Origin of the sequence: Roseovarius pacificus (genome assembly GCF_900142665.1) — a bacterium.
Taxonomy (GTDB): domain Bacteria; phylum Pseudomonadota; class Alphaproteobacteria; order Rhodobacterales; family Rhodobacteraceae; genus Roseovarius; species Roseovarius pacificus.
On the sequence record NZ_FRBR01000001.1, the window covers coordinates 750,700 to 769,076 of the forward strand.

Below are 18,377 nucleotides of genomic sequence, written 5' to 3' on the forward strand. Positions count from 1 at the left end.
GCCCCCTTCAGATATCCGCCGGAACGATCAGATCGCCGACCTGGCCTTCGGAGTGCAGCCTTGCCCCTGTCACCGCCTGCAAGGCGTCCATCGGGATTTGCGGCAGCTTTTCCCGCAGCACGAATTTGCCATCCACGATATCGACCACCGCCAGCGACGAGTACACACGGGTGACACATCCCAGCCCGGTCAGCGGAAAGGTGCAGGATTCGACCAGCTTGGGCGCTCCGTCGCGGGTGACATGATCGGTCACCACCGCCACGCGTTTCGCGCCGTGGACCAGATCCATCGCCCCGCCCACGGCCGGAACGCTTTTTGACCCCACGCGCCAGTTTGCCAGATCGCCGTTCTGCGCAACCTGGTAGGCCCCCAGCACCGCAAGATCGAGATGCCCGCCACGGACCATCGCGAAACTGTCGGCATGGTGAAAGAACGAGGCGCCGGGCTTCAGCGTGATGGCCTTTTTCCCGGCATTGATCAGGTCCCAGTCCTCGTCGCCCTCGGCAGGCGCCTTGCCAAAGCCCAGCACGCCGTTTTCGGTGTGATAGGTCACGTTGCGGCCTTCGGGCTGAAACCTGGCGATCATCTCGGGAAAGCCGATCCCGAGGTTCACATAGGACCCGTCCCCGATATCCTGCGCGGCACGCCATGCGATCTGCGCGTTCGACAGCTTGTCTTCCATGATATTGAAACCCGACATCAATAGACCACTCCCATGCGCACCAGCACTTCTTCCTGTTGAGGTTCGGGGACTTCCACGATCGTATCGACGAAGATGCCGGGGGTGATCACCTGCTGCGGGTCGATACATCCCGGTTCGCCCAGCCTTGACACCTGCGCGATGGTCCTGTCGGCGGCCATGGCCATCAGCGGATTGAAATTGCGCGCCGCCATGCGATAGGTCAGGTTTCCGACCGTATCGCCCTGCTGCCCCTTGATCAGCGCGAAATCGGCCTTCAGCCACCGCTCGCGCACATACATCCTGCCATCGAATTCCTCCGCCGGTTTGCCCTCGGCCAGCTCCGTGCCGTAAGAGGTCGGCGTGTAAAAGGCCGGGATACCCGCACCCGCGGCGCGGATGCGTTCGGCCAGCGTGCCCTGCGGGACCAGTTCAAGCTCGATCTCGCCCGCAAGGTATTTCTCGTTGAAGGCCTCGGCGTTGGAACTGCGCGGAAAAGAGCAGATCACCTTCGCCACCATTCCCGCCCTGATCATCGCGGCGATGCCGATGCCGCCATTGCCGGCATTGTTGTTGACGATGGTCAACCGGGCCGGATGCCCCGTGGCGCGAAACCTGTCGATCAGCGCATGCAGCAGTTCCACCGGCGCCCCCGATCCGCCGAACCCGCCGATCATAACCGTCGCGCCATCGGGAATGTCGGCGACGGCAGCCACCAGATCAGGGCATAGCTTGTTCATTCTCTGTCTCCTTCATCAGGTTGCACGCGGGCCTTACCGGCACTCCCGGCCAGGCACGAAAGGCAGTTCATCGCGCACCGCATCGGTCAGGATTTCGGCGATCCGCTCACGGCGCGGGACCTCCATCGGCAACGACAGGTAAATGTCGCCGCGCGGTGTCAGGGCCAGACCGCGCTCCAGCGCGTTGAGATGCACCAACCGCCGCAGGATCACGCTGCGCGGATCGGTCTGCGCCAGCGTTTCGGGGCTCTCCGCCCCCAGATGCAGGCTCAGAATCGACCCCATGCCGCTGGCGCGAACCTCCAGACCTTCGCGCGCAAACCCCGCATTCAGCCCGTGCCGGAAGGCCTCGCACTCCTGTAGGAACTGCGCGGCGCGGGCGGGCGTGAACACATCGCGCAGCCCGGCAAGCCCCCCGGCCATCGACATCACGTTGTTGTTGAAGGTGCCCGCATGGGCCAGCGCGCCGGGGCGCGCGGGGTCAAAGCGCTCCATCACCTCCGCGCGCCCGCCGAAGGCCCCAAACGGCAACCCGCCGCCCAGATATTTCCCGAGCGTCGTCATGTCCGGGGTGACGCCGTACTCCCCCTGCAATCCGCCCGCGCCAAGACGCGATGTCTTGACCTCGTCGAATATCAGGATCGCCCCGGCGCGGCTGGCCTCCTGACGCAGCATATCCAGAAACGCGGCGCGGCCCGGGATATTGCCCGCCGCGCCGATCATCGGCTCGACAAGGATCGCGGCCAGTTCCCCGGCATGATCGCGGATCGCGGCGCGGGTGGCGTCGATCTCGTTGAACCGGGCCATGACCCAATCGAACGGAGCCGCCATCGGCGACGGGCCCTGCCCGAAGGTCAGCACACCGCCGTGATACGCCCCTTCGAACACCATGATCCGGTCCCGGCCCGTCGCATTGCGCGCGGTCTGGATCGCGAACAGGTTGGCCTCGGTGCCCGAGTTGCAAAACCGGACCCGCTCGACCGAGGCGAAACGCGCGCAGATCAGTTCGGCGAACGGCACCTCGTACCGGTTCGGCCCGCTCAGAACCAGCCCGCCCGCCAGCGCCTCATGCAGCGCCGCGGTGATTTCGGGGGTGTCGTGGCCATACAGCCCGGCGGAAAATTCGCCCGCGCAGTCGATATAGCTGATCCCGTCGATATCCGTCAGGGTATCGGCCTTGCCCCCGGCGATGACGAAGGGAAACGGCGACAGATGCAGCACGCTGCGGGTATTGCCGCCGGGCATCACCGCGCGGGCGCGCTCGTGATGACGGTGGCTTTCGGGACGGCGGGCGGCATAGGCCGCGCGCAATTCGCTCAGACGGTCCTCAGCGGTGTCGGTCATGCGATCTCCTCCAATGCGTCGTCCAGGGCCAGCGCGAGGCGTGCAACGATCTCGTCCAGTTCGGCCTCCGACACGGTCAGGGCCGGGGCCAGCAGGATGTGATCCCCCTGCGCGCCGTCCACGGTTCCGCCGGACGGGTAGATCATCAGCCCGCGCGTCATCGCCGTGCGCTTGACCACGGCGTGCAGACTGCGGGCCGGATCGAAGGGGGTCTTTGTTTCTCGGTCCTGCACCAGTTCCAGCCCCAGAAACAACCCGCGCCCCCGGATATCGCCCACATGCGGATGCTGCCCGAACCGCGCCTCCAGCCGCGCGCGCAGGGCCGCACCACGCAGCGCCGCACGTTCGACCAGCCCTTCCCCGGCGATCACCCGCTGCACCGCCAGCGCCCCGGCACAGGCCACCGGATGCCCCATATAGGTCAGCCCGTGGCCCAGCCTGCCGCTGCCTGCGGCGATGGCATCAGCGATTTGCCCGCCGATCAGCACCGCGCCGATGGGCAGGTATCCCCCGCCCAGCCCCTTGGCCATGGTCATCAGGTCCGGCGCGACCCCGTCTTCGAGGCAGGCATGACCATGCCCGGTGCGCCCTGCCCCGCACATGATCTCGTCCAGAATGAGCAGCACGTCATGCGCATCGCAAATCCGGCGGATTTCACGCAGGTATCCCGGAACGGCGGGCGCGCATCCCAGCGTCGCGCCGACCACCGGCTCGGCGATGAAGGCGGCGACGTTTTCCGCCCCGAGCCGCAGGATGGTGTCCTCCAGGTCGCGCGCGGCGCGCAGCCCGTAGTCGGCCTCGCTCTCGCCGGGGCGCTGATCGCGATAGGCATAGCAAGGCGCAATGAACTCGGCGTCGAACAGCAAGGGCGCATAAAGTGCGCGCCGCGCCGGGTTCCCCCCCACCGACAACGCCCCCAGGGTCGCCCCGTGATAGCTTTGCCGGCGCGCGATGATCCGGCTTTTCTGCGGCTGGCCGCGCTCGACCCAGTATTGCCGCGCCAGTTTCAGCGCCCCTTCCACCGCTTCGGAGCCGCCCGAACAGAAGGCGACCTTCGCGATCCCGTCGGGCGCCGAGGCGACAAGGGTTTCGGCCAGGTCCTCAGCCGGGTCCGACGTAAAGAAGGACGAATGCGCATAAGCCACCCTGTCGAGCTGCGCCAGGATCGCCTCGCGCACGGTCGGATCGCCATGCCCGATTGCCGAAACCGCCGCACCACCCGACACCGCATCGAGATATTCCCGGCCCTCGGAATCGGTGACCCACAGGCCGCGCGCATTGCCCAGCCGGGGCAGCGTCGTGCCTGTCTGGCGGTGCAGGATCGCGCTGCCGGTCATGGTTTCGCCCCGTGAGGATCGTGCGGATCGAGATAGCCTTGCAGGCGGTCACGCGCGACGGCCTCGTCGGCACGGTCGGCCGCAGGGCCATACCCGCCGCCGCCCGGCGTGTTGACTTCGATCCAGTCGCCGGGGCACAGCACGAAATCCTCCCCCTTTGAGCGATGCTCGGGTTCGATCACCCTGTCGCCCTGACCAATCCGGATGCGATTGGGGTCTCCGGCCTCTCCGCCAAGGATACCGGGCGGGCCATAACGCCCATGCTCCATCAGGAACGACGCCTTGCCCTGTCCGCGCAGCAACCTCAGGCGATAGCTGACCCCCATGCCGCCGCGATGCCGCCCCGCCCCGCCCGAGCCGGTGCGCAGCCGGTAACTGTCGAACAGGATCGGATATCGCTGCTCAAGAATTTCGACCGGCTGGCTTTTGGAAATGCCGATGGTCGAACAGCCGTTATTGAGCCCGTCGCCGTCCCACCAGCCGCCATAGCCGCCGCCCGAGAAGTAATACATGATGTATCCTTCACCGGTTTCGGGATCGGTGCCGCCGAGGCTGAGATTGCCGCTGGTGCCTGCGGGCGCGGCGAACAGCCGGTCGGGGATCGCCTGCGACAGCGCCAGGAACACCGCCTCCATCACCCGTTGCGACACCTCCGCCGCACAGCCCGCCACCGGGCGCGGATATTCGGCGTAAAGGAAGGTGCCCCTGGGCTTTTCGACGGTGATCGGCTCGAAACAGCCCGCATTCATCGGCACGTCGGGAAAGATGTGCTTGAGGCCGACATAGACCGCCGACAGGGTCGAGGCCCAGACCGAGTTGAGCGGCCCCTGACAGGGCGGGCTGGATTTCGAGAAATCAAACGAGATATGCTGCCCCTCGACAGTGACCTCCAGATTGATCTCCAGCGGTTCGTTCACCACGCCGTCGCTGTCCAGATAGGCCGTGCTGGCATAGCAGCCGTCGGGGATCGTCTCGATATGGTTGCGCATCAGCCGCGCCGAGCGGGTTTCGAGCTCGGCAATCGCAGCTTCGACCACGTCCGCACCGTAGCGGTCCAGCAACGCGGCCAACCGGCGCGCCCCGCTGTTGAGCGCCGCGATCTGCGCGCGGATATCGCCGATGCGTTCCTCTGCGACCCGGATATTGGACAGGACCATCTGCACGATGTCCTGTTGCATCTCACCCCGCCGGACCAGCTTGACCGGCGGGATGCGCAGGCCCTCCTGGTGAATCTCGGTGGCGGTGCTGTTGAACCCGCCGGGCACCATGCCGCCGGTGTCGGGCCAGTGGCCGGTATTGGCCAGGTAACACCACAGCCGCCCCTTGTAATAGAACGGGCGCACCATCTTGACATCCATCAGGTGCGTCCCGCCCAGATAGGGATCGTTCACCAGGATCACGTCGCCGTCTTCCAGATCGTCGCGCGCCTCGATCACGCAGCGCGTCGTTTCCTGCATCACCCCCAGAAAGATCGGCAACCCCATCTCGCCCTGTGCGATCATCCGCCCGTCACCGAGCCCGTAAAGCCCGTTCGAGCGGTCGAACGCTTCCGAGATGACCGGCGAGAACGAGGTTTTCTCGTGCACCAGATCCATCTCGGAGCAAACCTGTTGCAGCCCTTTTTCGATCACGGTCAAGGTGACGGGATCAATGCCGGCGGAAGGATCGGAAGACAGTGTATTGGCAGTGTTTTGCATGGCGATTGTCCTGAAATATGTGATCAAACGGCGTCGATTTCGACGATGATGTTGCCGATGTCGTCCACCTGCGAAACGGTGCCCGGATCAAGCACCAGTGTGGAATCGGCCTGCTCGACGATGGCGGGGCCGACGATCCTGCCCCCCGCAGGCAGCGCATCGCGCGCATAGACCTGCGTGTCGTGCCAGACACCGTTGAAATACACCTGACGGCTGCCCGTCCGGGCGTCTTCCAGCGTGCCGGACGCCGGCCTGAAGATCGCCAGATCGGTCTTTTCGCGCCGCCCGATAATCGTGGTGCGCATGTTCACCAGCACCGGGATCATCTCGGGCAGTTCCAGATCGAACCGGGTCTTGAAGGCGCGCTTGAACGCCTCGAGCGCGGCATCGGGGGAAAACGTCTCACCGCTCAGCGGGATACGTAGCACATGCGACTGCCCCTTGAACAGAAGGTCGGCCTCGTGCTGCAATTCGATGCTGGTGACCTCCACCTTTTCATCCTGCAAAAGCGCACGGCCACGCTCGCGCTGATCGGCCATGATCGCGTCGATCCCGGCACAATCTATGTCGCGCAGCGGCTGGTTGACGGTCTGCACGAAGTCGTGGCGCACATCCGCCATGACGCAGCCCAGAGCCGAGGTCAGCCCCGGAAAACGCGGCACCAATACGCGCGGCAGGCCCAGTTCGCGGGCGATGGCCACCGCATGCAGCGGCCCCGCCCCGCCAAAGGGCATCAGCGCAAAGTCGCGCGGATCGTGGCCCTTTTCGATCGAGATCAGCCGGATCGCCCCGGCCATGTCGGCCACGGCCACATCGACGATGGCCGACGCCGCCCGATCCGCATCCAGCCCCAGAGGATCGCCGATATCGGCCCGCATCGCGGCCCTGATCCGCTCCAGCGGCGCGGGCTTGTCCGAACCGGTGATCGCCTGCGGATTCAGCCGCCCAAGCAGGAAATTCGCGTCCGTGATGGTCACCTTGTCGCCACCCCGGTCAAACCCGATCGGCCCCGGGAACGACCCCGCGCTTTGCGGCCCGATACGCAGCATCCCGGCCTTGTCGATCCGCGCCAGACTGCCGCCACCGGCCCCGACCGTGTGCATGTCGATCATCGGAATGCGGATCGGCACGCTATAGGCCAGATCCTTTTCGGCGGTGATCACAGGCTCCCCGCCGACCACCAGCGCCACGTCGAAACTGGTGCCGCCCATGTCGCCGGTGATGATCTTGTCGAACCCCGAGGCGCGCGCGATCTGCGCGGCGGCCAGAACGCCCCCGGCCGGGCCTGACATCACGGTATGCGCCGCATGATCCCCGATCAGACGCGAGGACATCATGCCGCCATTGGCCTGCATGATCAGCAATTCATTGGCAAAACCGCCATCGCGCAGGCGGTCCGCCACACGGGTGATGTACTGGCTGACGATCGGGGCGATGCTGGCATGGATCGCGGCGGTGCTGCCACGCTCGAATTCGCGCACCTCGCGGATGATCTCGTGCCCGGCGATGACATGCGGATTGGACCAGAGGTCGCGCGCAATGGCGACGGCGCGGCGCTCGTGATCCGGGTTGACGTAGGAATGCAGGAAATGGATCGCCAGCGATTCGACCCCGTCGGCGATCAGTTCCCCGACAGCGGCGCGCAGCGCGGCCTCGTCCAGTTCGGTGACGACACGGCCCTGCGCATCGACGCGCTCGGGCACCTCGCGGCGGAAACGGCGCTCAATCAGCGGTTCGAAATTGCCCGACAGCCCATAGGCATGCGGCCGCGTGCGGCGCCCCAGTTCCAGAACATCCCCGAATCCCTGCGTGGTGATCAGACCGCAACGCGCGCCGTTGCGTTCCAGCACGGCATTGGTGCCCGCGGTGGTGCCATGCACCAGCCAGCCCACCTCGGCGGGCGATACGCCCAGCTCGGCCAGCCCCTGAAGAAACCCCTTGGCCCGGTCGTCGACCGTGGTCGGCACCTTGGCGGTGGCGAATGCGCCTGACGCGGAATCCAGCATCAGAAAGTCGGTAAAGGTTCCTCCAACGTCCACGCCCACGCTGATCGTCATGACATCACATCCCCAAAGTTAAAGTTTCGTTTATCGGAACTATTTCTCGATTATTGATAATTAGAAAACCTGTGCCCCGAATTGTCAAGCGGGGTTTCATCCCGGGGATGACTTGTGTCCGCCGGGCAATCCAATCCATAAAGGCAGCAATGCCGAAGGCCCGAAGGAGTCCCCCCTGTTGAGTGCGAAAAATCCCCGTCCGATCGAACGGTACTTCCAGATCATCGAGATCGTTGCCGCCTCGCGGGACGGGCTGACGCTTGCCGAGATCAGCCAGATCGCCAACCTGCCGAAACCCTCGGCACACCGGCTGGTGAAGGCACTTCAGGAACTGGATGTGCTGGTCAGCGACGAAACCTGGTACAAGAAATTCCGCATCGGCCCCTATATGCGCCGCATCCTCCAGCTGTGCGTCGAACCCGAAAAGGAAGTCGCCTTTGCCCAGATGACGGTCGACCGGCTGGCCGCCGAACTGGGCGAAACCGCCTATGTCGTGCGCATGGAGCATGACAGCATCCGTTCTATTGCCCGCTCCGCCCCCGATCAGGGGCACCGGCTGCACGTTCTGCCCGGCGAAGTACTGCCGGCGCATGCCGCGGCCTCGGCCAAGGCGATCCTGGCGTTTCAGGACGAGGCCACCGTCGCACGCTTCCTGACGCCCCCGCTGGACGCCCTGACCCCCCTGACCAAGACCGACGTGGAGGCCGTGAAGGCCGAGTTCGCGCAGGTCCGCGAGACAGACTTCGCGATCTGCGACCGCGAAATCGACGAAAACGTCCGCGCCTATGCCTGCCCGGTGCATATCGAGGCCATCGGCGTCATCCACGCCGTCGGCGTCACCGGCCCGGTGACGCGGCTGGGACAGCACGACCATGACCACTGGATCGCGCCGATGAAACAGGCCGCCGACACCCTTGCCGCGATGCTCGCCACGCTCAAGCCGGCCTGAGCCGCATCGCAGGCCACACCGGCCACACCGGCCCGCCCCCTGCCGTCACATCAGAACAACTGCTCCGGCAGCCACAGCACGATTCCCGGCGCAGCCATGCACAATCCGACCGCCGCCAGCATCAGCAGGATGAACGGTATGACCGAGCGATAGATATCGGTCATGCGGATACTCGGCGGCGCGACACCGCGCAGATAGAACAGGTTGTACCCGAAGGGCGGGGTCAGGAATCCGATCTCCATCATGACGATGAACAGAATGCCGAACCACACCGGATCGAAGCCCAGCGCCACGACGATGGGCACGAAAATCGGCACGGTGATCATGATGATCCCCACCGTATCCAGCAACATCCCCATCACGAACAGGATGCTCAGCATCGCGATCAGGACGATCCAGCGATTGATCTCCAGCCCCAGAACCAGCCCCTCGATCAGGCGCGAGGCGCCCATCGCGGTGTAAAAGGTGGACATCGCCGTCGCGCCGATGATGATCCAGAAGATCATGCAGCTCAGGTGCAGCGTGTCCTCGGCGGCCTCGCGCAGCATCGTCCAGGTGCAACGCCGCAGGATCACCGCACACAGGATCGCCCCGCCCGCGCCGACGGCGCTGGCCTCGGAAACGCTGGCGATACCGCTCAGGATCGAGCCCATCACCGCAACGATCAGCGACAGCGGCAGCACCAGCCCGCGCAGGCTGGCGACCTTCTCGCGCCAGCTGTAGCGTTGCATGTCCTGCCCGCCGCTGATTTCGGGCTGCAACCAGCCGCGCAGGATCAGATAGGCGCAAAACAGCGCCGCGATCACCAGCCCCGGCATCAGCCCCCCGGCATAGAGCTTGCCGATCGAGGTATTGGCGACGATCCCGTAAACGATCATCGTCACCGACGGCGGAATGAGAATGCCCAGCGACCCGCCCGCGGCGATGGCGCCCAGCGTGATATCCTTGCCATAGCCGCGCGACAGCATCGAGGGGATGGCGATCATCCCCATCGAAATGGTCGCCGCACCGCTGATCCCGGCCATGGCGGCAAACAGCGTGCAGATCACGATCGTGCCCACGGCAAGCCCGCCGCGCAACCCGCCAAAGAATTTCTGCATCGTATCATAAAGATCGTCGGCCACCCGCGCCCGTTGCAGCATCGCGGCCATGAAGATGAACAACGGGATCGCCAGGTATTCAAAGCTCGACGCCGTTGAAAAGGCCTTGATCGGCACCATGTTCAGGGCCATCGGGCTCCAGAACAGGTAGATCATGCCGATGGACAACCCGCCCAGCGCAATGGCGATAGGCACCCCGAGGGCCAGGAAAAGCCCCATGCCGGCGAACAGCAGCGTCGTGGTCAGAACGGGATCAGGCATCGGAAGCCTCTCCGGGGTGCAACGCATCGCGCCACAACCGCAACAGGTGCAGCACCCAGGCCACGCATAACAACGCCGCGCCCAGCGGCATCATCCCCTTGGCCAGCCAGACAGGGCCGTTCCAGCTTCCGGTGGCCGAGCGTTCGCCCATCGCAAAGGACTTGAGCGCGAACTCCCCGCCCAGCTTGATCAGCGCCGCCGCGAACACGGCGAAAAGCAGCGTGGAAACGGTGCTGTCGATGATCGCCTTGACCATGGGCGGGAAATGCTCGTGCAGGGCATCGACACGCACGAAATTGCCCCGCGACAGCGCCCAGGGCCCGCCCAGAAAGATGAACGCCACCAGCAGCCAGGCACTGACATCGCCCGCCCAGGCGGCAGATCGCCCGAACACGCCGCGCGACACCATTTCAAAGACCATCACGGCGATGATCGCCAGAACGAACAGCGCCACCACCCGGCCCAGCCCCGTGATGAACCGTTCCAGTACTGAGATTGTATTGTCGAGCATGGTCCCTCCGGTCATAAACGGCCCCCGCCCGGTACCGGGCAGAGGCCATAGCCAGCTTACTCCGTGCGGCCCAGATCGGCCAGAAACGCGTTCAGCATCTCGACACCGCGCCTGGCCAGGTCGTCATGCTCGGCATAGGCCTGCCAGAGACTGCGCGCCTCGGCCTCCATCGCCACCCATTCGGCATCGGGGATCGTGCTGATCTCGACACCGGCGGCCTGCATGTCCTGCATCGCGCGCGCATCGTCGTTCATGCTGCGCATGATGTAATCCAGCGACGACGCGACAGCGGCCTCGTTCAGGATAGCCTTGATATCGTCCGGCAAACCGTCCCAGGCCGCCTGATTGACGGCAAAAAAGTTGTTGGGCACCGGCATCGGCGAGGGTTGCACATAATACTTGGCGACCTCGTGGAACGAGTTGTTCATGTTCCCCGCAGGGCTTGCCCAGCGCGCGGCATCGACCACGCCGGTGGCCAGCGCCGTATAGATTTCACCACCCCCAAGGAAGACCGGGCTTGCGCCCATCTTTTCGTACCAGTCGGCCTCAAGCCCGAACGAGCGGATCTTGAGCCCGTCGAAATCGGCTTGCGAGGTGATCGGCCTGGTCGACATGATGTCCCAGGGCGGGCTGAGTTGCGGCCCGAGATAATAGACCCCCTGCGCGCCATAGGCCTCGCGCGCCAGATCGAGGAAGCCGCGCTTGTAAAAGAAATTGAACCGTTCGACCGGCGTGCGCAGCGAACCGGGCACACCGCTTTCGAGGCTGGCGATCGGGCCCATCTTACCGGCGTAATAGCCCCCGGTCAGCACGGCCATTTCCGTCACCCCGGCAGACACCGCTTCCAGCCCGTCCTTCATCGGAAACAACGATCCGACCGGATAGATTTCAAACGCGATACGGCCCCCGGACATTTCCGACGCCAGGCCGGCGAACTTCTCTTCCAGCGCGACATAGCCGGGTTCACCGGCGTTCAGGTTACTCTGGATGCGCCACTGGAAATCCTGCGCCGATACGGCGCCGGGCAAAAGCGAACTGCCAAGCAGCGCCGCCGATCCGAGCATCAGTTTCAGGGATTTTAACATGGGATATCTCCTCTCTGCTGGTTTAATGTCTCGATTATCGAGATTTAATTTTACTTAATGGAACTTTTGCAAAGAATTGTTTTCCGGTCAAGCCCGCCTCGCACCAGAAAACCAGACAAAAACCGATTCCGGCGCCAGAATGATGAAGAACTCATCGCCGAACCCCGAAACACCGCCCGCGAAACGAACCGGCATGCCCCGGCTGGACTGGCACCTGTCTGGTATGAAAACCTTGGTCCTGTTCGTATCGGGATACATTTTTGTGCGCATCGGTCCGATACCGACAGCCCCCCGCCGCGACTTTCGCCAATGGAGTTGAGTTCTCTTACTCCCCTGCTAAGGTATAGGATATCTTTTTGACGGTATGTCGCTCATGCGGTTTTTATTTTTGCTCTTTCTCGGCATATTTATTGGCACACAGCCCGCTCAGGCTGACTGGACCCTCGCGCCGAACGGAAACTGGATCTCCCAAACCCCGACCGCCATTGGCGTTTCGGTGGATGGCGTCAAGGCGCTGTCGCTGACATGCGCCAACGGGGCACCGCTGATCTACACCAGCGGCTATCCGGCGACACCCGGCCAGAACCGTCAGGACAGTTTCACCGTCACCGTCGAGGGCCGGGATTTCCCGATAACCGGCGAACATTCACCGCCCGATGGCCTCTGGACGGGCATCCCCCCGGCGGCGCTTGTCGATGCCCTGAAAAAGGGGCGGGTGGCGGATATCCGGCCGCCCGGTCAGGGCAAGGCGCGCATGTCGCTCAAGGGTTCGTCGAGGGCGATTGATGCGGCGCTGGCGGGATGCATGCCCGTGGCCGATCAGGCCTCCTCCCCGCCAACCGGCGGCGGGACCGGTCGTATCGTCCTGACCGGCGCGCTGATCGCCGAGGCCTGTGGCGGCGCGTTCGACATCGCCGACGGGGCCGAACTGACGGGCCTTCTGGATGGCGACGACAAACCCGATATCGTGCTCGACTGGGCAGGCGTGACCTGCGCCGACAGGTCCAGGGGGCGCGGCGCCGGGCGCTGCGGCATCAATATGTGCTCGGTCGAGGTGTTCCTCACCCAGACCCAGAGCAGCCAGCAATTGCTGGGCTTGCAGCCGCAAATCGTGAACCGCGCCTTCGGCAAATCCGCGCTGCGCACGCTGGCGCTCAGGCCCTCCTGCCCCGACGGTGCGCTGGAATGCGTGATCGACTGGCGCTGGACCGGCACAAGGCTGGAGCCCGCGCAATGAGGTGGCTCGCCTGTCTCCTGACCCTGTCGCTGGCTCAGGGGGCAGCGGCGCAAACCGAACTCGATCTTTTCGGCGCGATGGTCGAAGGCCCGGACGGCACGGCGCTGGCCACCGCGACCAGCGTCGGCGGCACGCCCGAACACTTGCTGTACCTGACCTCTGCCGAGGCCGCGGGCATGCCCGGTGCCTGCCTCCGTATCTGGGCGCGGGGCGCCTGCCACCCGACCAGAGCGGCGGACGGCGCTCCGCTTGCCGGGCTGCCGGGGCTGGGCCTCGTGGCCGTGACGATCCCGAATGACGAGATGATGGCCAAATTCTCGGAGCTGCGGATCACGGCGATGCCCACGGTCGGCACCTTCGATGCCGCACGCGATGGACGACAGGTCCAGATCCTGACCCAGAACGCCTTTGGCGGCTGGGAAATCCCACTGGACCCGGCAGAGGTGTCGGGAAAAACCGGGCGCGGCATCACGATCCGCACCCCCGCCCTCTCCGGCCTCAGCACCGGCGCGCCGGTCGTCCACGGCGAAAAGGGCCTGATCGGCGTCATCGACGCGGCCCGGAACGGCAGCGCAAGCGTGGTGGACTTCGCCCGCATCGTCGAGGCCGTGATGACGGCAGGATATGCCGTGCCCCCCGAACTGCGCCCGCAGGCCGGGCCACAGGGCGAGTTGCCCCGCCAGGTCGACAACGAGATGGGCCGCCTGTTCGTCTTCAGCGACAACAGCAGCATCCAACAGGGGCTTTCGGGGTTCTACGGCCCGTCGCAGGGGCTGGGCTTCGATGCGAATTTCGTGACCGGCATAGAGTACAGCGTCTGGAGCGTCGATCTTCAGGGCGCCTCCGGGGCCTTGCTGGCAAGCGGCGCGAAAACCGTTCCCATGATCCCCGGCGGCATGCCGCTCGAAGCGCCCTATGACGGGACGCCGCCGGATATCGTCGCCACCTGCGTCCTGCACGCGACGCCCGCCTCTCAGGGGCGCCGGGCGATGGTGATGCAGTTCTGGCGCGCGGTGCCGGACCGCTACAATCCCAATACCGGCAACAAAAGCTATGACGAGGCCGCACCGCCGCTCACCGGCTGGGCCGATCATGCAAGCCCCTGCGCAGACCGCCTGACGCGGCTCGATGCCGAACGTCGCGCCGCCCTTCAGGGACTCGCCCCGCCGCCCACCGCCGCACCGCCCGTGCCCGCGCGCCCCACCGGCACCGCCAACCCGGCCCCACCCGGCGAATGGGCCCCGATCGCGCAATGGCCGGTAACGGGATATCCCGCCACGTCCATCGCGCTGGCACAGGGCCGCACCCTCACACTGGGCTGCACCGAAAGCCGCGAACTGGTGCTGACCATCGCACCGGGGGCGAGCGTCTCCGGCTTCCTGATCGGCGGACAGGCCGCCACCGAACAGGGCGAGGCCGACGGGATGGCCTACGGATTTTTCCCCGGCACTGGTTTCGGGCAACTGGCCGCCGGGGCCAGCATCGGCTTTCGGATCGACGGCGCACCCATGGACCTGCCCGGCCCCACGACCCTGCAAGGCGGACCGCTCGGGGACACCTGCCGCCCATAGACACGACGGAAAAGGAACATGACGATGATCTTTCGGACAGTCTTGGTGATCCTGATCGCCCTCGGCACCGCCGCCCAGGCCCAGATGGCCGACAAGACCGAAATCGCCCGCACCCTGTTCCTCGAGGCCATCCGCGCCACCCCCTCGCTGGCCGATGAAAACGACCCCCGGCGTTTTGCCCTGATGACCTATGTCGATCCCGGCTCGTCCAAAACCTTCGGGCAACGCCCCGCCGCCGAACAACAGCAGAACCTCGACGCCGCCGAGACCTGGATCAGGCAGCAGTTGCAACAGCCCCCCGCCCTCCCGCTGAAGATCGAGGTCGCCCTGCCCGCCGCGATCCAGATGAACGACGACGGCTCGGTGCGGCTCAGGGCCGGCAGCGGCAAGAAGCCCAAAATCGTGTCCGGCACGCTCGACGCGCTCAGGGTTCAGGCGCCACTGCAATCGCCGGGCGTCGAAATCTATCCGATTCAGCCGTTCGACCTGACCGCGCTGCGCCCGCCCGCCGCCGTGCAGGACCGGCTGGAGGGCCTTGCGCGCTCCCGTCAGGGCGTGATGATCGTCGCGCAGATCACGGTCACCCGCATCAATCCCACCGTGCAAAGCCGCGTCACCAGCGCCGCCGGGAGTGTCGACGCCCTGGCAGTGCACGAGATCACGGCCGTGAACCGCGAGTTGGTGCCGGGCAACCTGATCTGGACCCTCCCGGCACCGGAGACCGACGCCGACAGCGTGACACTGGCCAATGTCGAACAGGCGCTGCGCCTGCGCTCGCGCGACGGGCGCTACCTGGACGAACGGCAGGGCGGGGCCAGCGCGCTCAACCAGCTGATGCAATGGCGCGCCCTGACCGCCCTGCCCATCGAAGATATCCTCTCCCGCCGCCTCAGCCCCGATCTGTTCTGGCAGGCCTATCTGCAAATGGCCCCGCGCGCCCTGCAAGACAGGCTGATCCCCCCCGACAAGCTGACTCCGGGCCGGGATCGTTTCGCCCTGCATATCAACGACATCGAACAGCGCGACCTGGAAGACCGGACACTCCGCGCGCTGCTGCCGCAGATCGCCGCGGTCCTGCCGCAAGACCCGATTGCCGTCACCTCGACGGTGACCGTTCCCATGTCGGATTACGATTTCGACAAGGGCGGTTTTGCCGTGACCTTCCGCGCCGGTGGCTGGCTTCTGGGAACGCATTACCCGGTCGTCAGCGGGCTGCCCGATTTCTTCAGGATCGGCCAGAACGAAGCCACCCAGATCCTCGACCGGATGGCCATGATCGACGGGCCGGGGCGGAAATTCCTGACCCTCTATGCCGAACTGGGCCTTCGCGCCCGCGAAACCGTCTTTGCCCCGGACGGCCCCATCGGCCTGCCGCGCATTACGCCGGGGTTCGATCTGAGCGCCCTCAGCCTCCATGCCGGGTCGAACCACCCCGATCACGACTCGTTGCAGACCAACAAGCTGCTGGATCTCGATCCGCAAAACTATCGCGGAGCGGAACAGCCGATTGCGGATCGCGACGAACTGGCCCTCTGGGGCGAACTGTCCGGTGATCCGGGCGCGCGGGGCGAGGATCTGATCGCCGCCGCCATGCAGGTGGCCGAAGATCGGGCCGCCTTCGCGCAGGCGATGAACCGGCGCGGACAGGCCGATGACCCGCTCGCCGCCGCCCATGCCCTGGCCATGCCCGACCCGCCCGTCCTGACCGGCACGATGACATTCGTCAAACAGGGCACGGGCTGGAGCGCGAACGGCTTTCGCTGGACCTACCGGAGCAACGAAAGCGGCCTCGACGCGCCGCAGGTCGAACTGGCCGATTCCTCGATCCTGACCAATCTGCCGCTGAGCGACACGCAGGACAGCGCCATGCAGGCAATCGGCGGCACCGTGCAGTACCGTGCGCTTTTCACCCCCGTGGCCACCGCCATCAAGGGCGGGCGGACCACCGTTTTCGTTCGTCTCAGGGAAATCGCCCTGTTTTCGCACCAGAAGGACGAAACCGGCCTGCCCCTCCTGCGCGTCATCCTGAAGGAAGAGCCCGGCACCGCCCAACCCGAGGCACCGCAAAGCGCGGACTTGCCGGACCGGCCCGAAATCGTGATGCTGGATCACGATTTTCTCGATCTGCTACAGGTCCGCGAAACGGGCGACTCGCTGGACGAGGCGACGCTCGACCGGATGTTTCTGGATCGGCTGCACCGCGAATTGCGCACGCAAAACGACGCCGACCTGTCCTGGGGGCGGTTTTTCGATCCCATTCCGCAGCGCCTGAACCGGATTGAGCGCGCCGCGATGCTGCCCGCCTTCCAGGCCTGGCAGACGGCCCGCGTCGCGGCCCTGCCCGAGCGTGTCATGCTGCGGGTGGCGACCAACCCGATTTCGGCGGGCTGCGCGGCACTGAGCTATGCCCATCCCTCGCAGGTCAACGGGTTCTCGCCCGGCGTCAAGGCGATGCTCGAAGGGCTCGATTACGCCGCGTTGGCGCAATCTGTCGGAAATACGCTCGGCATGCTCGAAAAGACCGCGCAGAAAATCCCCGAACGCAAACCGGTGCTGGCCGACACCCGCCTGACGCAGATCGGCGGGCGGCCCATCTATCAGCTCTATCGCACGGCCCGCCATCCCAGCGTTTCGGCCTGCGTCGGGCAAGAGCGCTTGGATGCCGTGACTGACGGTTTCGATCCCGCCGCCAGCCAGACGACCGATGCCGTCATCGTTCTGAACCACCCGATCCTGATCGCGAACGAGCGCCGTCAGGTGGTTGAAACCCGCCATCTGGCCCGCCTCGCCGATATCGCCTTCGTGCCCGGCACACCGGCAGGACCCGGGCCGCGCCATGCGGGCACCTTCCGCATCGAGCTCGACGTGACCGACAGCATATTCTACGGACAGGACGCCCTGCCGCAGCGCCATATGCCCGACCCCACCGGCAAGCCCGTCCGCCTGTCGGTCGCGCAGGTCGAAAACCTCCGCGTTCCGGCCCCGCAGGTGAGCGACATCAAGGGCATGAGGCTGGAGACATCGGCGGAAGACATGGAAATCGCGCTGATCGCCAACGGCGCGGGGCAACGCGACTATGCCCAGAGCTTTGCCCGCCAGATCTCCCCCAAACCCGTTCCCGGATTGGGCACCCTGCCCGCCACCGAGGCGATCACCGATGCAACGATGCTGATCGACCTGCCCGAACACGAGGCGATCCTGTCGCTGTCCGACAGCCGGACCGGAACACCGCGTCTCGGGCTGGGACGGATCAAGCTGTACGATCCCGCCGCGGTGACCTCCGACGGGCTGGCCGGGGCGCTCATCAAGAAATACGGCGAACCCCGCTTTGCCGAAGCGGACCGCCGGGGTGGCCGCCAACTCAATCGCTATGTCTGGGGCTACCACCCGGCCATTTCCATGCCGTACTGCCTGCCGCAGATGAACGAAACCGCCGGTCGCCAGATGCGGGACGCCTTCAGGATCGACAACGACGAAGACCGCCGTTTCCTCGATCTCGCCAATGCCCTGACCTGGCCGCAATTCGGATCGCTGACCGAGGCCGGCCCGGATTTCGGCCTGTGCCAGCCGATCGTGATTGCAGAAATCTCGACCCACGCCGACAAACTCAGCCTCAGCACCTGGGTGATCGACCCGGCGGTCTTGTCCGGGCTTGACTGGGGTGGTGACGACGGCACGCCCAAAACCGCCGGGGAGTTGGCCAGCGAAGCCGCCGATATCGACCTCTGAATGCGCCGCCTGACTCGGGCACTTGCGTCCATGTTGGACGCAAGTGTTCCGGCAGGCCCCCGGTTTCGTACAAAACCCGC

13 protein-coding genes are annotated in these 18,377 nt (G+C 65.5%); 4 read left to right on the forward strand and 9 right to left on the reverse strand.

Annotation, left to right across the window (positions count from 1 at the left end; all coding sequences use genetic code 11):
- Positions 1-7: 7 nt before the first annotated feature.
- From BUB53_RS03650 to BUB53_RS03675, 6 genes are read right to left on the reverse strand one after another with little or no spacing between them, the layout of a single operon-like run.
- Positions 8-682 carry a 3-oxoacid CoA-transferase subunit B gene (locus BUB53_RS03650; protein ID WP_073033710.1) on the reverse strand — a complete coding sequence of 225 codons (675 nt, stop codon included), beginning with the start codon at positions 680-682 and terminating at the stop codon, positions 8-10.
- Positions 683-699: 17 nt separating this feature from the next.
- On the reverse strand, positions 700-1,419 hold the full coding sequence (locus BUB53_RS03655; RefSeq protein WP_073032811.1) for a 3-oxoacid CoA-transferase subunit A: 720 nt from the start codon (positions 1,417-1,419) through the stop codon (positions 700-702).
- A gap of 33 nt (positions 1,420-1,452) precedes the next feature.
- On the reverse strand, positions 1,453-2,763 hold the full coding sequence (locus BUB53_RS03660) for an aspartate aminotransferase family protein (RefSeq protein WP_073032813.1): 1,311 nt from the start codon (positions 2,761-2,763) through the stop codon (positions 1,453-1,455).
- Positions 2,760-4,100 (reverse strand): aspartate aminotransferase family protein, encoded by a 1,341-nt coding sequence (locus BUB53_RS03665; RefSeq protein ID WP_084728842.1) that lies wholly within the window; start codon positions 4,098-4,100, stop codon positions 2,760-2,762. The genes BUB53_RS03660 and BUB53_RS03665 overlap by 4 nt, the downstream gene beginning before the upstream one ends.
- On the reverse strand, positions 4,097-5,797 hold the full coding sequence (locus BUB53_RS03670; protein ID WP_073032815.1) for a hydantoinase B/oxoprolinase family protein: 1,701 nt from the start codon (positions 5,795-5,797) through the stop codon (positions 4,097-4,099). Before BUB53_RS03670 ends, BUB53_RS03665 begins: the two co-directional genes overlap by 4 nt.
- Positions 5,798-5,820: 23 nt before the next feature.
- Positions 5,821-7,854, reverse strand: a complete 2,034-nt coding sequence (locus BUB53_RS03675) for a hydantoinase/oxoprolinase family protein (RefSeq protein WP_073032817.1) — start codon at positions 7,852-7,854, stop codon at positions 5,821-5,823.
- A gap of 178 nt (positions 7,855-8,032) precedes the next feature.
- On the opposite strand from BUB53_RS03675, the gene BUB53_RS03680 reads away from it, so the two are divergent.
- A complete protein-coding gene (locus tag BUB53_RS03680; RefSeq protein WP_073032819.1) occupies positions 8,033-8,803 on the forward strand; it encodes an IclR family transcriptional regulator in 771 nt (256 codons plus the stop codon).
- A gap of 50 nt (positions 8,804-8,853) precedes the next feature.
- Here BUB53_RS03680 and BUB53_RS03685 read toward each other — a convergent pair whose 3' ends face one another.
- From BUB53_RS03685 to dctP, 3 genes are read right to left on the reverse strand one after another with little or no spacing between them, the layout of a single operon-like run.
- Positions 8,854-10,164 (reverse strand): TRAP transporter large permease, encoded by a 1,311-nt coding sequence (locus BUB53_RS03685; RefSeq protein WP_073032821.1) that lies wholly within the window; start codon positions 10,162-10,164, stop codon positions 8,854-8,856.
- The gene (locus BUB53_RS03690; protein WP_073032823.1) at positions 10,157-10,675 is read right to left on the reverse strand and encodes a TRAP transporter small permease subunit; all 519 of its coding nucleotides are present in this window, start codon (positions 10,673-10,675) and stop codon (positions 10,157-10,159) included. The genes BUB53_RS03685 and BUB53_RS03690 overlap by 8 nt, the downstream gene beginning before the upstream one ends.
- A gap of 56 nt (positions 10,676-10,731) precedes the next feature.
- Positions 10,732-11,760, reverse strand: coding sequence for a TRAP transporter substrate-binding protein DctP (gene dctP, locus BUB53_RS03695; RefSeq protein ID WP_073032825.1), 1,029 nt, complete (start codon positions 11,758-11,760; stop codon positions 10,732-10,734).
- A gap of 373 nt (positions 11,761-12,133) precedes the next feature.
- Here dctP and BUB53_RS03700 point away from each other — a divergent pair, with 373 nt between their 5' ends.
- From BUB53_RS03700 to BUB53_RS03710, 3 genes are read left to right on the forward strand one after another with little or no spacing between them, the layout of a single operon-like run.
- Positions 12,134-12,997 (forward strand): hypothetical protein, encoded by an 864-nt coding sequence (locus tag BUB53_RS03700; protein ID WP_143163117.1) that lies wholly within the window; start codon positions 12,134-12,136, stop codon positions 12,995-12,997.
- A complete protein-coding gene (locus BUB53_RS03705; RefSeq protein WP_159437758.1) occupies positions 12,946-14,568 on the forward strand; it encodes a hypothetical protein in 1,623 nt (540 codons plus the stop codon). The genes BUB53_RS03700 and BUB53_RS03705 overlap by 52 nt, the downstream gene beginning before the upstream one ends.
- Before the next feature lie 18 nt (positions 14,569-14,586).
- Entirely contained in the window at positions 14,587-18,297 is a 3,711-nt protein-coding gene (locus BUB53_RS03710) for a hypothetical protein (RefSeq protein ID WP_073032832.1), read from the forward strand.
- The last annotated feature ends 80 nt before the right edge of the window (positions 18,298-18,377 follow it).

Coding starts and splice junctions, on each gene's coding strand:
- BUB53_RS03650 (WP_073033710.1), bottom strand. CDS start 682: ATGGAAGACAAGCTGTCGAACGCGCAGATCGCATGGCGTGCCGCGCAG.
- BUB53_RS03655 (WP_073032811.1), bottom strand. CDS start 1,419: ATGAACAAGCTATGCCCTGATCTGGTGGCTGCCGTCGCCGACATTCCC.
- BUB53_RS03660 (WP_073032813.1), bottom strand. CDS start 2,763: ATGACCGACACCGCTGAGGACCGTCTGAGCGAATTGCGCGCGGCCTAT.
- BUB53_RS03665 (WP_084728842.1), bottom strand. CDS start 4,100: ATGACCGGCAGCGCGATCCTGCACCGCCAGACAGGCACGACGCTGCCC.
- BUB53_RS03670 (WP_073032815.1), bottom strand. CDS start 5,797: ATGCAAAACACTGCCAATACACTGTCTTCCGATCCTTCCGCCGGCATT.
- BUB53_RS03675 (WP_073032817.1), bottom strand. CDS start 7,854: ATGACGATCAGCGTGGGCGTGGACGTTGGAGGAACCTTTACCGACTTT.
- BUB53_RS03685 (WP_073032821.1), bottom strand. CDS start 10,164: ATGCCTGATCCCGTTCTGACCACGACGCTGCTGTTCGCCGGCATGGGG.
- BUB53_RS03690 (WP_073032823.1), bottom strand. CDS start 10,675: ATGCTCGACAATACAATCTCAGTACTGGAACGGTTCATCACGGGGCTG.
- dctP (WP_073032825.1), bottom strand. CDS start 11,760: ATGTTAAAATCCCTGAAACTGATGCTCGGATCGGCGGCGCTGCTTGGC.
- BUB53_RS03700 (WP_143163117.1), top strand. CDS start 12,134: ATGCGGTTTTTATTTTTGCTCTTTCTCGGCATATTTATTGGCACACAG.
- BUB53_RS03705 (WP_159437758.1), top strand. CDS start 12,946: ATGCGTGATCGACTGGCGCTGGACCGGCACAAGGCTGGAGCCCGCGCA.
- BUB53_RS03710 (WP_073032832.1), top strand. CDS start 14,587: ATGACGATGATCTTTCGGACAGTCTTGGTGATCCTGATCGCCCTCGGC.